Below are 14,278 nucleotides of genomic sequence, written 5' to 3'. Positions count from 1 at the left end.
TCGTCGCAGGCCGGAGTGGTCGTGCTCAACTGGATGTGGTCGTCCCGGACCGTCATGTCCGCCCCCTCGTGCCGTACAGGTGGGACGGACTGTAATCGACGGTCCGGGACGATGAGATGCCAATTTCCCCCGGTGGGCAGTAGCGGGAGGCGGACGGTGGGATGCCCGGCGCCCGTGGGTGACCCGCCGGGATCAGCCCGCGTACTGGCCGATGATCCTCGCGAACTCGTACGGCTGCTGCGGGATGTCGGTGCACGTGGACAGCGGGCCGCCGGTGCAGGCGTCGGCGTCCCGGGTGGCGTCCCGGAAGGAGAGCATCCCGAGGTGGTACCGCCGGGCGAAGGCCAGCAGTTGCCGGGCGTCGGCCTGGTCGTAGACCTGGTGGTCGTCGTTCTCGCCGACCATCGGGGTGGCGCCCACCATGGCCCACAGCTGGGTGTCGGTCTTCGCCGGGTGGAGCGACTTGAGCTGGCCGAACAGCGACTGGGCCGCCTGCACGGCGGCGTCGCCGTAGTCGGTCCCGCTGCGGTGGTAGTCCATCGCCAGGAGGTCGACCAGGTCGACGGCCGCCCCGGCGTCCCGGGCGGACTTGACGACGGCGACGCCCTCGCTGGTCAGGCCCTCGGGCAGGACGGCAGGGTGTACGACACCTTGAGGCCGGGTGGGCCTGCTGGAGCCTGGCGAGCGCGGTGGAGCGGCGCTCGTTGGCGGCGGTGTCGGCGATGGCCGCGCCCTCGAGGTCGAAGTCGACGTAGCGCAGCCCGTAGGCCTTCACCACGGCGTCGTACTCGGTGAACAGCGCGTCCACCGTGCCGCAGACGGCGGCGAGTTCGGTGCCGGCGGCGCCGCCGAAGGAGACCTTGACGTCGCCGCCGGCCGCGCGCAGCGCGTCCACCTGGTCCTTGGCCCAGGCGGTGCGAGGGTCGTAGGCGTTGAACCAGCCGGCCTTGCACCCGACGCCGGTGACGAAGCCCATCGTGTAGCCCTTGAGGCCGCCGGCCTCGGCCGGTTCGGGCATCGAGGGGGTGGGCCAGGCGCCCATGTCGACGTACGGGGCGACCGGAAGCGCGACGCTCGCCCCCCGGGCCGCCGGTCGGGGCGCTGGTCGGGCCGCCGGTGGGCTGGCCGGTCGGTGTGCCGGTCGGGCCCGGCGGGGGCTAACTCGGCGGCGAGGTCGCCGGATTGACGCCGCCGGGGCCGGTCAGTGCGATGTCGTCGGCGAGGTAGCCGCCCTGCCCGTACCAGCCGTGCAGGTACACGGTGACGCTGGTGGTGGCCGGCCCGGTGGTGAAACGCGTGGACAGCTGCTGCCAGTCGGCGCCGCCGGCGGTCCAGGTGGCCGGGTCGGTGGTGCCGCTGCCGGTGGCGCCGAGGTGGACGTACCGGCCCTGCACCCAGGCACTGAGCGTGTACTCGGTGTCGGGCCGGACGCTGACGGTCTGCCCGCACTGCGCGGTGTCACTCGCGCTCACCGCGCCCTGGAGCGCGTACGTTCCGCTGTGCGCAACGGAGTCGACCACGCTCCCGGTGTCGGCGGAGCAGCTCCAGGAACCGGCCGCGCCGCTCTCCAGTCCGCCGTCGGCGAGCAGGTTGCCGTCGGCGGCACCGGCGTTCCCGGCGAGGACGGCCAGTCCGCCGGCGGCGAGCGCGGCGGCGGCAGCGAGGCTCAGCAGGGTGGTCCGACGGGCGGGGCGGCGGCGCGTGGGGGCGTGCTGGGGCGCGCTGGGCATGGGGGTGCCTCTCGGGACGTGGCGGCTGCCCGCGCCGCGAGGGGGAGACGCGCGGCGGGCGGCGGCCCTGGGGTGGTCCGGTGCGGGGGAGGGCGGGGGAGCGCGGTGCGGGGGAACTCGATGCGGGGAACGTGGTGCTGAGCATCAAACTGGACTAGACCAGCTGTGCACGTCAAGCACTTCCCGGTCCCGGAAGCCCCGTCGGGGGCGGGTTCCGGGAAGGGTCGAAGCGTTCCTGGCGGTGCGTTATGGCGCCTGGGGCAGCTTGAGGGTGGGGGCGACGTGCGGGCAGACCGGGAGGCCGGAGCCCGGCTCGTTGGTGCAGACGGTCGCCGGAGGGTACTCCCAATCGGGGGGCGTGGACGTAGGCGTGGAGACCGGGGACCGGGGGGACAGTGGGGCGCGCCGGGAGTCCTGGAATGTGTTGTAGCCGCTGATGGCGAAGACCGTCCCCCAGGCGACGACGATCAGGCCGATCAGGACGTCCCCGGCGATCCGGGTCGCGATCCCGGCCCGGCCCCGGTCGACGACCACGGCCCGGTGCGGCCGGTCGGGCAGGTACCGCACCGTCGCGTGGTCGCCCACGACGCGCCGCGCGCCGGAGGTGTCCTCCAGTCGGACCTCCGCGCCGTCCCGGGTGCGGAACCCGAGGATCACGTGCCGCTCCGTCCGGGTGCGCCGGCTGGACGGGTCCCGCTCCTGCGTCGTGTACGTCTCCAGGCAGCGGGCCTCGGCCGACAGCCCCTCGGCCGGGGTCCGGAGGTCCAGCCGGGCCCGCCGAACCCCGAGCACCGGCTTGACCACCCCCAGGCCGACGGCCAGCAGCCCGATGGCTCCGACCACGATGCCGACGGCAGCTCCGTCCTGGGGCATGTCCACCCCCCGTGGATCGTTCTGTCGAACGCGTGACCCTTCGTCAGGAGGACGGCGATCACCGCCGTCCGGTTCCCCGGCGGCTCCTCCGTGCGGGCCGGGCTCCTCCGTGCGGGCCGGACGGAACGGGCTTGACCTTGAGTGCACTCCAAGGTGAATGCTGAAGGCGTTGATCGGCACCACCACGCGAAACACGATGGGAGCACCGCCATGCGCAACGCCTCGTTCGGTACCGGCGGACCCGAGATCGGCGTCATCGGTCTCGGCTGCATGGGCATGACCTGGGCCTACGACGTGCGGAACCGGGACGACGAGAACTCGGTCCGGGTGATCCGGCAGGCGCTGGACCTCGGCGTCGGCCTGATCGACACCGCCGACATGTACGGCCCCTACACCAACGAGGAGGTGGTCGGCGCCGCGCTGGCCGGCCCGTACCGGGAGCGCGCCTTCCTGGCCACCAAGGTGGGCATCGTGCCGGGCGGCGGGGGCCAGCAGGAGCGCAACGGCCGGCCCGAGCACGTGCGCCGCTCGATCGACGGGAGCCTGCGCCGGCTCGGCACCGACCACGTCGACCTCTACCAGCTCCACCGGGTAGACCCGGAGGTCCCGATCGAGGAGACCTGGGGCGCCTTCGCCGAGGTCGTCGCGGCGGGCAAGGCCCGGAGCATCGGGCTCTCCGAGGCGACGCTGGACGAGATCAAGCGGGCGCAGGCGGTGCACCCGGTGGCCTCGGTGCAGTCCGAGCTGTCGCTGTGGACCCGGGACGTGCTGGCCGAGGTGCTGCCGTACACCGAGGAGCAGGGCATCGCCTTCCTGCCGTTCTCGCCGCTCGGCCGGGGCTTCCTGACCGGGGGCATCACGTCCTTCGAGGAGCTGCCCGCCGACGACTTCCGCCGCCGGCTGCCGCGCTTCCAGCAGGACGCGCTGAAGGCCAACCTGGAGCTGGTCGGGACGGTACGGGCGGTCGCCGAGCGGATCGGCGCCACTCCGGCGCAGGTCGCGCTGGCCTGGGTGCTGGCGCAGGGCCGGTACGTCTTCCCGATCCCGGGCACCCGGACGCCGCGCTACCTGGCGGACAACGTGGGCGCGGCCGGGATCGAGCTCTCGGCGGCGGACCTGGCGGAGCTGGACGCGCTGCCGGCCGCGACCGGCGAGCGCTACTGAGGGCCGGCGTTCAGGGCTCTCGGAGCCCCCGGCGCTCCATCACCCACACCAGCTGCCGCCCGGTCTCGCCCGGCGCCCGGACGGCCGCCTCGGCGACCCGGTCCAGCCGGTAGCCGAGCTTGCGCGGGACGGCCGCGCTGGCGCCGTTCGCCTGGTCGCAGTGGATCTCCACCCGGGTGATCCCGGGCAGCGCCAGCGCGGCCTCGGTCAGCGCCCCGGCCGCGGCGGTGGCGATGCCGCGGCCGACGTGCCGGGCGGCGACCCAGTAGCCGATCTCCAGCGCGCCCGGGCCGATCCGCCCGTGCAGGCCGAAGGCGCCGATCACGCCGCCGGGTTCGGCGTCCAGGCCGGCCAGGTACATGAAGTCGGTGCCGGCCTCCCAGGCGGCCGCGCCGGACCGGGTCAGCTCGGCGGTCCGGGCCCGGGAGGGGGCCTCGGCCGCCCACTCCATCCAGGGCCGCAGGTGGTCCAGGTTGGCGCGGACGGCCCGGTTCAGCGCTTCCGCGTGGGTACTGCGGCGGCGCCGCAGCCAGAGGCCGCCGGGCAGCCGCAGCCGTTCCGGCGGCCGCCCGGCGGTCACCGCCACGGCCGGCGGGCCGGGACCGCAGGACCGCGGCTGTGCTGGGCTCATGACGGCGATTATGTCCTTGGCCGGGACCTGTCACCATTCGAGGTCCCCCCGGTGGCGGGCGCGCCCGGCCGCACCCCGGCGCGTCAGAGCCGGACCATCACCTCGTCGAGCTCCTTGCGCCGCAGATCCGGCACGCGCGCGCCCTCGGCCGGGTAGCCGACCGGGATCACGTACGCCGCGCGCTCCTCGGCCGGGCGGTCGCACACCTCGTTGAGGAACCTCATCGGGCTCGGGGTGTGGGTCAGCGTCGCCAGCCCGGCCTGGTGCAGGGTGGCCAGCAGCAGCCCGACCGCGATCCCCACCGACTCCTTGGTGTAGTACGGGCGCGGCGAGTCGGGGCCCTTGTGCACCTCGAACACCACGATCACGGCCGGCGCGTCCTCCAGGAACGGCTTGCGCCAGTCGGTGCCGATCGGGGCGAGCGCGGCCAGCCACTCCGCCGAGGCCCGGTGGCCGTAGAACTCGCGCTCCTCGGCCTCGGCCGCCTCGCGCAGCCGCCGCTTGCGCTCCGGGTCGGTGATCACCACGAACCGCCAGGGCTGGACGTGCGCGCCGCTGGGCGCGGTGCCCGCGGTCCGGACCGCCCACTCGAGCACCCCATCCGGGATCGGGCGGGTGGAGTAGTCGCGGACGGTCCGGCGCTGGGCCATCACCTCGTGGAAGGTCCTGCTGCGGGCCTCGGCCTCGTGGGCGGGCACCGTCATGGGCGTGAGCGGGACGGTCGGGTGGGACGTCCCCGCCACGGCGCTGTCTGTGCTGTCAACCATGGCGGACAGCACAGCACATGACGGGCCCTCCGGGAAGAGGTAGAGACCAATCGCCGGTCAGTGGCGGCTCAGATCTCGTGCACCCGCCCGTCCCGGACCTCGATCCGCCGGTTCACCGTCACCGTGTCCAGCATCCGCCGGTCGTGGGTGACCAGCAGCAGGGTGCCGGTGTACGAGGCGAGCGCGGACTCCAGCTGCTCGATCGCGGGCAGGTCCAGGTGGTTGGTGGGCTCGTCCAGCACCAGCAGGTTGACCCCGCGGGCCTGCAGCAGCGCCAGCGCGGCCCGGGTCCGCTCGCCGGGGGAGAGGGTGCCGGCCGGGCGCAGCACGTGCACCGCCTTGAGGCCGAACTTGGCCAGCAGGGTGCGCACCTCCTCCGGCGAGAGCTCCGGTACGGCGGCGGCGAAGGCGTCCGCCAGCGGCTCCCCGCCGAGGAACAGCCCGCGCGCCTGGTCCACCTCGCCGACCACCACGCCGGAGCCCAGCGAGGCGCTGCCGCCGTCCAGCTCCAGCCGACCGAGCAGGGCGGCCAGCAGCGTGGACTTGCCGGCGCCGTTGGCGCCGGTGATGGCGACCCGGTCGGCCCAGTCGATCTGGAGGTCCACCGGGCCGAAGGCGAAGTCGCCGCGCCGGGCGCTCGCCCCGCGCAGGGTGGCGACCACCGAGCCGGAGCGCGGCGCGGTGGCGATCTCCATCCGCAGCTCCCACTCCTTGCGCGGCTCCTCGACCACCTCCAGCCGCTCGATCATCCGCTGGGTCTGCCGGGCCTTGGAGGCCTGCTTCTCGGTGGACTCGGCGCGCGTCGCACGCCCGATCTTGTCGTTGTCGGAGGACTTGCGACGGGCGTTGCGCACCCCGTGCTCCATCCAGCCGCGCTGCATCCGCGCCCGGGCCTCCAGCCCGGCCCTGGTGTCGGCGTACTCGTCGTACTCCTCGCGGGCGTGCCGCCGGGCCACCGCCCGCTCCTCCAAGTACGCCTCGTAGCCGCCGCCGTACAGGTTGACCTGCTGCTGGTGCAGGTCCAGCTCCAGCACCTTGGTCACGGTGCGGGCCAGGAACTCGCGGTCGTGGCTGATCAGCACGGTGCCCGCACGCAGGCCCTTGACGAAGGACTCCAGCCGCTCCAGGCCGTCCAGGTCGAGGTCGTTGGTGGGCTCGTCCAGCAGGAAGACGTCGTAGCGGGAGAGCAGCAGCGAGGCGAGACCGGCCCGGGCGGCCTGGCCGCCGGACAGGGCGGTCATCGGCAGGTCCAGCGAGACCTTCAGCCCGAGCGAGTCGGCGACCTCCTCGGCGCGCTCCTCCAGGTCGGCGCCGCCGAGGTCCAGCCAGCGGTCCAGGCTCGCCGCGTACGCGTCGTCGGCGCCCGGCCGGCCCTCGACCAGGCCCTCGGTGGCCTCGTCCAGCGCGGCCTGGGCGGCCGCCACGCCGGTGCGGCGGGCGAGGAAGTCACGCACCGACTCGCCCTCGCGCCGCTCCGGCTCCTGCGGCAGGTGGCCGACGTTGGCGCCGGCCGGGCTCAGCCGCAGCGAGCCGCCCTCGGGGGTGTCCAGGCCGGCCAGCAGCCGCAGCAGGGTCGACTTGCCGGCGCCGTTCACGCCGACCAGGCCGATCACGTCGCCGGGGGCGATGACCAGGTCCAGGCCGGAGAAGAGGGTGCGTTCGCCGTGGCCGGCGCTGAGGTCCTTGACTACGAGTGTCGCGCTCATGATGGGGCCGATTGTAGGAGGAGCGGCCCGGGCGGCGGAAAAACGGCGGGACGGGCGCCGGGGGAACCGGCGGCGGCCGGGTGGGGGAACCGGCGGGCGGGCGCGGAAACGCCGGGGGCCGCGGCCGGCTCAGCCGCGGCCCCCGGACTACCGGATCACCTGGTCACGGGACCACCTGATCACGGGACCACCTGATCACAGGACTGCCGGATCACCTGGTCACCGGTGGATCACTTGGCCTTCTTCGAGAAGTACTCGAACATGTGCTGGGCCACGTCCTCCAGGTACGGACCGGCCTCGTAGGTGTTCGCGCCGTTGCCGATGGAGGTGTCGCTGACCAGGGCCGGCTTGCCGTCCTTGGTCGCGAACCAGCCGCCGCCGCTGCTGCCGCCGGTCATGTTGCAGCCGATCAGCAGCATCGCCGGGCGGCTCGGGTCGCCGGTCTTCTTGGACGGCTTGCCGCCGTCGCAGTGCTCCAGCTCCACGCCGTCGAAGGGCTTGCCCTCCGGGAAGCCGTAGTTGCTGACGGCGCCGACCTGGTCACGCGGGGCGTTGAACCAGAGCGGGACGGAGCCGCCGACGGTCTCCTCCAGCGACTTGCCGCCCGGGGTGGGGTTGGCGACCTTGATGATGCCGAAGTCGTACTGGCTCCACGGGCCGCCCTTCTCCGGGTCGGCCTCGGCGGTCCACTGCGGCGAGACCATGCCGGAGGTGGCGGTCCACTCGCCGTACGGCTCGGCGTCCTCCAGCTTGGCCTGCTTGTTGCCGTTGCTCAGCACGCCGTTGCTGTTGAAGGCCGGGGCGAAGGTGATGTCGGTGTAGTACTTGTTGCCCTTGCCGCCGTGCAGGCAGTGGCTGGCGGTCCACACCAGGTTGCTCTTGCCCGGGTTGGCCGGGTCGGAGACGACGGTACCGGAGCACACGTAGTCCTCGTTGCCGTCCTTGAAGAAGATCTTGCCGTTGACGTGCATGTTCTTCGGGAACGGGTGCGCGACGGGCTTGGCCGGGACCATGGCGGGCAGCTGGTCCGCGCCGCCGCCGGGCTGGGCCGCGGTCGGCTGGGCCGGGGCGGGCGCGCTGGTGGCCGGAGCGGCGCCGGTGGGCTGCGCGGGCGGCTGGGTCGCGTCCGGGGCGGGCGCCGGCAGCGGCTTCGGCTTGGCCTCCAGCAGCTTCTGCAGGGTCCAGTAGCCCTTGGCCGCCGGGGTGATGACGTTCGCCTGGGCCCACTTGTCCCAGTCCTCGAGCTTCCAGGTCTTCAGCTCCTCGAGCGTCGGAAGCTTGATCGGGGCCGCGCCCGGCTTGCCGGGGACGCTGGCCGCGACGCTGGGAGCCGCGGTCGCGGCCGGGTCGGCGTTGTCGGGGCCGCACGCGGTGGCGACCACCATGGTCAGCGCGACGACGGAGGCGCCCAGGACGGCACGGCCCGGCCGGGATATCGGTGACATGAGTTCAAATCCCCCTGTTGACTACCGCCATGCGGCCCGTTCCCCGGGTGCGGCCCCACTCGGCCGCAGGCATGGCAGGTGAGGAGTCTGCCATGAGGCCGCGGGACTCCCGACATCCGCCCCTGACCGGGACGGAGCCGTCACCGGACCGGGACGAAGCTGTCACCGGTTCGGCACGGGATCGGCACCGGGCCTCCGTCGCGCCGGTTTCCGCGGCGCCGGGCGCACCAGGCGCTCCGGGCGGAGCGGCGGCCGGGCAGGCCTGGCGGAGCGGAGGCAAGGCAGGCCCGGCGGGCCGGGGCCGGTAAATCGGTTGCGGGTGGCGCAGCGGCTGCCTACCGTGGTCCGCGTCATCAGCCAGACAAGGAGAAGGCCGTTGCTCTACTGAGGTCCCGGGACACCGCCCCCGCCGCGCAGGCCCTGCTGCCGTCGCGCGGTGCGCGAGTGTGCGACCTCAGTCACGGCCCGTGGCGCTCCTCTGCGTGACGCCACCCTCCACCTCCTCCCGGCCGTCCCCGGTTCCGCACCCGCGGTGTCTCCCCGTGTTGCTCACCACCCCTTCGGCAACCACCCCGGGAGGCCTGTATGGCACACCAACCCACCACCACCGCCGTCCTCTGCACCGAGCTCTCGTTCGAGTGGCCCGACGGCAAGCCCGTCCTGGACGGCTTCCACCTCGCCGTCGGCCCCGGCCGCACCGGCCTGATCGGGCTCAACGGCGCGGGCAAGTCCACCCTGATGCGGCTGATCGCCGGTGAACTCACCCCGACCGGCGGCACCGTCCGGATCGACGGTGAACTCGGCTACCTGCCGCAGGGCCTGACGCTCGACACCACCCTGCGGGTGGACGAGGCGCTCGGCATCCGCGCCACCCGCGAGGCCCTGCACGCCATCGAGTCCGGCGACACCGACCAGCGCCACTTCGACGCGATCGGCGACGACTGGGACGTCGAGGAGCGCGCCCGCGCCACCCTCGACCGGCTCGGCCTGCGCCGCCTCGGCCTCGACCGCACCACCGGCGAACTCTCCGGCGGCGAGGCCGTGCTGCTGCGGCTGGCCGCCCTGCTGATGGCCCGTCCCGACGTCCTGCTGCTCGACGAGCCCACCAACAACCTCGACCGGGCCGCCCGCGAGCGGCTCTACGAGACGGTGGCCGGCTGGAACGGCGTGATGCTGATCGTCAGCCACGACCGCGAACTGCTCCGGCACGTCGACCAGATAGCCGACCTGAGGGACGGCGAAGTCACCTGGTACGGCGGCAACTTCGCGGAGTACGAACGCACCCTCGCGGCCCAGCAGGAGACGGCCGAGCGGGTGCTGCGCAACGCCGAGGCCGACGTCCAGCGCCAGAAACGGGACTTGGCCGAGGCCCGGATCCGACTGGACCGCAGCGCCGCGTACGGCAAGAAGCGCTCGGTCACCCGCAACGACCCGCACATCTTCGCCGGGATGCTCAAGCGCAAGGGCCAGGAGACGGCCGGCCGGCTCCAGGGCATGCACACCGAGCGCCTGGAGGAGGCCAGGGCGCGGGTCAGCGCGGCCGAGGAGGCCGTCCGGGACGACGCCGAGATCCGGATCGACCTGCCGCGCACCGCCGTCCCGGCCGGGCGCACCGTGCTCACCCTGGACAAGGTCCGGCTGCCCTACGGCACCACGGCCGACCTCGACCTGCGCGGGCCCGAGCGGATCGCCCTGGTCGGCCGCAACGGCGCGGGCAAGACCACCCTGCTGCGCACCATCGCGGGCGAACTCGCGCCGCTGGCGGGGGAGGTGGTCACCCTGGTGCCGCTGCGGCACCTCCCGCAGCGGCTCGACCTGCTGGACGACGAGCGCTCCGTCGTGGAGAACGTCAAGCTGTTCGCCCCCGCCGCCGGGGACAACGCGGTCCGCGCCCGGCTGGCCCGCTTCCTGTTCCGCGGTGCCCGGGCCGACCAGCCCGCCGCCACCCTCTCCGGCGGCGAGCGGTTCCGCGCGACGCTGGCCGCCCTGCTGCTGGCCGACCCGCCGCCGCAGCTGCTGCTGCTCGACGAGCCGACCAACAACCTGGACCTCGCCAGCGTCCGCCAGCTCACCCAGGCGCTGGCCGCGTACCGGGGCGCGCTGATCGTGGCCAGCCACGACGTGGCGTTCCTGCGCGGCCTGGGGCTCACCCGGTGGCTGGAGCTGGACGGCGAACTGCGGGCGGTGGAGCCGATGTAGCGCCTCCTACCGCTGCCGGGCCCGGTGTTCCTGCCGGTCCTGTCGGCCCTGCCGGTCCGGCGCACCCTGGTCGGCCCGCGCACCCTGGACGTCTTGCGCGTCCTCGGCGCCCTGGTCGCCCCGGGCGTGCTGCGCGTCCTCGGTGAGCATCCGGCGGGCCGTGCTCAGGGCCGAGTCCCTGAGTGCGGCCAGCTCGTCGGGGGTGAACACCGGGGTGCGGACGTCCGGGGGGATGCCCGGGCCGTCGTAGGTGGTGCCGTTCCGGGTCAGGTACTTCTCGTTCGGCAGGATGGCCAGGAAGTCCGGGGAGAGCGTCTTGACCATGATGTCGGAGAAGACGCCCTGGGTGTTCTCGCCGACCCGGAGCACCCGCGGGGAGCGGCCGGTCATGGCCTGGGTGAAGGTCTCCGCCGCACTGGTGGAGATCGAGGAGGTGAGCACGGCCACCGGCCCGGTGAAGCGCCCGCCCGCCGAGGGCCGTACGGTGATCGGCTGGGGCCGGGTGAACTTCGTCGGGTCGGCCGGGTCGTTGCGCGCCACCTTCCGATAGGCGACGTAGGGGCGGTCGGTGAGCCGGGCGGCGATGTGCAGCGCGAGCGCGTCCGAGCCGCCGCCGTTCAGCCGGACGTCGACGACCAGGCCGGTGGGCCGGTCCGGGCCGGCCAGCACGGCGTCCAGCGCCCGGTCCAGCTCGTCGACCTGGCTCCGGAAGCCGCCGTCGGCGTAGTCGTCGAAGCTGCTCACCCGGAGGTAGCCGAGGCCGTCGGGCAGCCGGCCGGTGCCGAGCCGACCGCCGGCGAACTCCCGCTCCGGGCCGGTGAGTTGGGCGGCCGCGGCCCGTCGGGCCCGCGCGGTCAGTACCTCGGTCCGCACCGTGGACCCGGGCCGCTGCCCGCTGAACACGTCCTCGGCCTGCCCGTCGACCACCCGGGCCAGCCCGGTGTGGGCGTCGCCGAGCGGGCGGAGCATGTCCACGAGGACGGCCTGCAGCTGGTCGGGGGTCGTCGTCGGCGTGATCGTGCGCCGCTTCTCGTCCCGGACGGCGTGCCAGTCGACGCCCTTGGCCGCGAAGAACGGGTAGTTCTCCTCGAAGTTCTCCCAGAACCGGTCGAAGACCGCGAGCGGATCGTTCGGCGCCGGCTTCGCGCACAGCGCCGGCAGGGCGGCCAGTCGGGTGAGCGTCTTGCTGCCGACCCCGCCCTCCTCGCGCTCGACGGCCCGGTTCCGGCCCCTGGGGGTGATCGTCAGGGCCAGACCGTCCACGGCGTAGCGGGTGGTGCCGTCCGGGTCGGGGGCCGTGGTCTGCGTCCCCTTGATCCATCCGGGCACGCAGCTGTGCGCCGTCACGTCGTAGGTGGTGAGTCCGTTCCCGGAGACCGCGATCAGCAGACCGTAGCCCTCCGTCCGCCAGACCCCCTCCAGCGGGTTCGCCCGCACTCCCTGGAGGGCGGGCGCTCCCTGGGGCGAGGTCGCCCCCTGGGCGGCGGCCGCCCCTGGTGCCGCCAGCCCCACGGCCGTCGCGAGCGCCACCGCCGCGGCGCTGCCCGTGCTCCTGCGTTTCATCTCCGGCCTCCGCCGAACCCCGGTCTCCCCCGCGGAACCCCTCCGCCACCGCTCCCCGCCGACGCTACGGCGGCCCAGCGGCCCGGTCGTCATCCCACGCGCCGCACCCGCTTCCTCCTCCGGGCCCATCCGGCATCCTCCTCAGGGCTCATCCGGAGGCGGCGGAACGGTCCCGGGCGGCCTCGACAGCGGCCGGTCCGGCCGCGGGTGGGAATCCGCCGTCCGCGGCCCCGACTGCCCTTCGCTCCGGCAGCACCGGCGGCATGCCTGCGCTCAACATCGAGTACACGGAGCACGAGCCCGCCGCGATCCGCGAGGCCGCCGCGGCGGACGGCAAGCCGGTGAAGGCGTACATCCGCGACCTGAGCGTGCGGGAACAGCAGCGCCGGGTCTTCGTGGACCACGCGGTGGCGTTCCGGAAGGCGCACCGGGCCGGGTTCGACGCGGCCTGCCCCGAGGACTCCCCCGCCGCCTGAGACCGGACGCGGACGGGCGCTGGTGGAGCCGGCGCGCGACGTGGCTGAGGCCCGGTCGGACGTGTACGCGGCGGCCGACCGGATCCGCGCCTGGCGGATCTGCGGATCTGCGGATCTGCGGGTCCGCGGATCCGAGGCCGGCCGCCGCGCCGGGTCCGCCGGGGTCAGGAGGCCTGCGGCGCCGGCCGCAGCCTGCCCGCGATCCGCGTCCCGAGCCGGTCCAGCCCGACGACGAGCGCGGCGAGCACCACGAACTCGACGGTCAGCAGGGCGATCTGGCCCCAGACGTAGCCGTAGCCCTTGGTGGTCGGGTCGAAGAAGAAGTACGGGTAGGGCAGCGGGTAGTCGTCGAACAGCGCGTTGCGGGTGAGCACGATCGCCGCGTAGCCGAGCGGGAAGGCCAGCCAGAGCGGGATGTCCTTCCAGGCGGCGGCGTTGCGCGGCCTGAGCACCAGCCAGTCGACGATCACCATCACCGGCGTCACGTAGTGCAGGAAGAACGACGACCAGTGCGCCAGCTTGTCCGGCCCGCTGAACAGGCCGGGCAGCGGGTTGGCGCCGTGTTCGAGCAGGACGTGCGAGACCAGGCCGGTGATCAGGATGTACAGCGTGGCGGCGCCGCGCAGCCGGGGCGCGGGCGCGTCCACGGTGTCGCGCTTGAGCATCCAGTAGACCGCGCCGACGAAGTAGCCGAACACGATCACGTTGCTCTGCACGGTGAAGTAGACCAGCGGCGCGGTTCCGAGGATCAGGCCGAGGCCCGCAGAGAGCACGATGCCCATGCGCCACCAGAGCGCGGGTCGGGTCCGGACTGTCATGCGGCCACCAGTTCGTTCCAGGCGATACGGGAGGTATCGGACGTTGCAGGGGGAAAGCCGCACTCTACTCGCTGGTTACGATCGGATGGAATCCGCGTTCGACGCTCCCGGCGCCGGTGCGCCGGGGAGGGTGCTGGGCGAGGGGCGGAGCCGGGCCGGGTGCCGGGCGGGCGTCAGCCGGGCAGCACGAACCCCGACTCGTACGCCGCGATGACCGCCTGGGTGCGGTCCCGTGCGCCCAGCTTGGCCAGCACGCTGCCGACGTGCGTCTTCACCGTCTCCTGGCTCACCACCAGCCGGCGCGCGATCTCCCCGTTGTTGAGCCCGGTGGCCATCAGCCGCAGCACCTGCCCCTCCCGCTCGGTCAGCCGGCCGATCGGCCCGCGGTCCGCCGACTCCGCCTCCCGCCGCCGGTCCGCGCCGTGGCGCAGCGCGAGGTCGCGGACGGCCGCCGGGAACAGCAGCGAGTCCCCGCGGGCGACCAGCCGTACCGCCTGCACCATCTCCTCGGCCCGGGCCCGCTTCAGCAGGAACCCGGCGGCGCCCGCGCGCAGCGCGTCGTACACGTGGTCGTCGTGCTCGAAGGTGGTGACCACCAGGATGCGCGGCGGCGTGGTCATCCCGTTGACCAGCTGTTCGGTGGCCCGGATGCCGTCGATGCCGGGCATCCGGACGTCCATCAGCACCACGTCCGGGCGCAGTTCCCGCACCAGCGGGACGACCTCGGCGCCGTCGGCGGCATCGCCGACCACGGTGAGGTCGGGCTCGCTGTCAATCACCACCCGCAGGCCCAGGCGGACCAGCCGCTCGTCGTCCGCGATCACCACCCGGATGACGTCGGTGTCCCGGTTCACGTCCCGGTCCACGTCCTGAGTCGAGCTCTGGCTCACGCTCTGGTCCGCGCTC

The 14,278-nt window shown here is 73.9% G+C and carries 13 protein-coding genes; 3 read left to right on the top strand and 10 right to left on the bottom strand.

What is annotated here, in order from left to right:
* Positions 1–192: 192 nt before the first annotated feature.
* The 3 genes from ACIQI7_RS30755 to ACIQI7_RS30745 form a co-directional block, all read right to left on the bottom strand.
* Positions 193–540 carry a hypothetical protein gene (locus ACIQI7_RS30755; RefSeq protein WP_401116362.1) on the bottom strand — a complete coding sequence of 116 codons (348 nt, stop codon included), beginning with the start codon at positions 538–540 and terminating at the stop codon, positions 193–195.
* A 617-nt stretch (positions 541–1,157) separates the two neighbouring features.
* Positions 1,158–1,730: a carbohydrate binding domain-containing protein gene (locus tag ACIQI7_RS30750; RefSeq protein ID WP_401116359.1), complete on the bottom strand. Its 573-nt coding sequence runs from the start codon at positions 1,728–1,730 to the stop codon at positions 1,158–1,160.
* 246 nt (positions 1,731–1,976) lie between these two features.
* The gene (locus ACIQI7_RS30745; RefSeq protein ID WP_401116356.1) at positions 1,977–2,603 is read right to left on the bottom strand and encodes a DUF3592 domain-containing protein; all 627 of its coding nucleotides are present in this window, start codon (positions 2,601–2,603) and stop codon (positions 1,977–1,979) included.
* A gap of 210 nt (positions 2,604–2,813) precedes the next feature.
* Here ACIQI7_RS30745 and ACIQI7_RS30740 point away from each other — a divergent pair, with 210 nt between their 5' ends.
* Positions 2,814–3,767 (top strand): aldo/keto reductase, encoded by a 954-nt coding sequence (locus ACIQI7_RS30740; RefSeq protein WP_401116353.1) that lies wholly within the window; start codon positions 2,814–2,816, stop codon positions 3,765–3,767.
* A gap of 10 nt (positions 3,768–3,777) precedes the next feature.
* Here ACIQI7_RS30740 and ACIQI7_RS30735 read toward each other — a convergent pair whose 3' ends face one another.
* The 4 genes from ACIQI7_RS30735 to ACIQI7_RS30720 all read right to left on the bottom strand — a co-directional run bounded on the left by ACIQI7_RS30735 (position 3,778) and on the right by ACIQI7_RS30720 (position 8,316).
* Positions 3,778–4,398 carry a GNAT family N-acetyltransferase gene (locus tag ACIQI7_RS30735; RefSeq protein WP_401116350.1) on the bottom strand — a complete coding sequence of 207 codons (621 nt, stop codon included), beginning with the start codon at positions 4,396–4,398 and terminating at the stop codon, positions 3,778–3,780.
* Between the two features lie 83 nt (positions 4,399–4,481).
* Positions 4,482–5,165 (bottom strand): nitroreductase family protein, encoded by a 684-nt coding sequence (locus ACIQI7_RS30730; RefSeq protein ID WP_387758189.1) that lies wholly within the window; start codon positions 5,163–5,165, stop codon positions 4,482–4,484.
* Positions 5,166–5,233: 68 nt separating this feature from the next.
* Positions 5,234–6,871, bottom strand: a complete 1,638-nt coding sequence (locus ACIQI7_RS30725) for an ABC-F family ATP-binding cassette domain-containing protein (protein WP_401116346.1) — start codon at positions 6,869–6,871, stop codon at positions 5,234–5,236.
* A 230-nt stretch (positions 6,872–7,101) separates the two neighbouring features.
* Positions 7,102–8,316: a trypsin-like serine peptidase gene (locus tag ACIQI7_RS30720; protein ID WP_401116343.1), complete on the bottom strand. Its 1,215-nt coding sequence runs from the start codon at positions 8,314–8,316 to the stop codon at positions 7,102–7,104.
* Positions 8,317–8,901: 585 nt separating this feature from the next.
* Between ACIQI7_RS30720 and ACIQI7_RS30715 the strand changes: the two genes are divergently transcribed.
* On the top strand, positions 8,902–10,515 hold the full coding sequence (locus tag ACIQI7_RS30715; protein ID WP_401116340.1) for an ABC-F family ATP-binding cassette domain-containing protein: 1,614 nt from the start codon (positions 8,902–8,904) through the stop codon (positions 10,513–10,515).
* Positions 10,516–10,521: 6 nt separating this feature from the next.
* On the opposite strand, the gene ACIQI7_RS30710 is transcribed toward ACIQI7_RS30715, so the two are convergent.
* The gene (locus tag ACIQI7_RS30710) at positions 10,522–12,078 is read right to left on the bottom strand and encodes a S41 family peptidase (RefSeq protein WP_401116337.1); all 1,557 of its coding nucleotides are present in this window, start codon (positions 12,076–12,078) and stop codon (positions 10,522–10,524) included.
* A 263-nt stretch (positions 12,079–12,341) separates the two neighbouring features.
* Here ACIQI7_RS30710 and ACIQI7_RS30705 point away from each other — a divergent pair, with 263 nt between their 5' ends.
* Entirely contained in the window at positions 12,342–12,554 is a 213-nt protein-coding gene (locus ACIQI7_RS30705; RefSeq protein ID WP_401116334.1) for a hypothetical protein, read from the top strand.
* 164 nt (positions 12,555–12,718) lie between these two features.
* Here the strand turns inward: ACIQI7_RS30705 and ACIQI7_RS30700 are convergent, their stop codons facing one another.
* Positions 12,719–13,372, bottom strand: coding sequence for a Pr6Pr family membrane protein (locus tag ACIQI7_RS30700; protein WP_401116331.1), 654 nt, complete (start codon positions 13,370–13,372; stop codon positions 12,719–12,721).
* Positions 13,373–13,545: 173 nt separating this feature from the next.
* The gene (locus tag ACIQI7_RS30695) at positions 13,546–14,205 is read right to left on the bottom strand and encodes a response regulator (RefSeq protein ID WP_401116551.1); all 660 of its coding nucleotides are present in this window, start codon (positions 14,203–14,205) and stop codon (positions 13,546–13,548) included.
* Positions 14,206–14,278: the final 73 nt, after the last annotated feature.

The sequence above is a fragment of the Kitasatospora sp. NPDC092039 genome, assembly GCF_044756065.1.
In the GTDB taxonomy this organism is placed as follows: Bacteria; Actinomycetota; Actinomycetes; order Streptomycetales; family Streptomycetaceae; genus Kitasatospora.
This window is presented reverse-complemented; position numbering and strand designations above follow the sequence as displayed.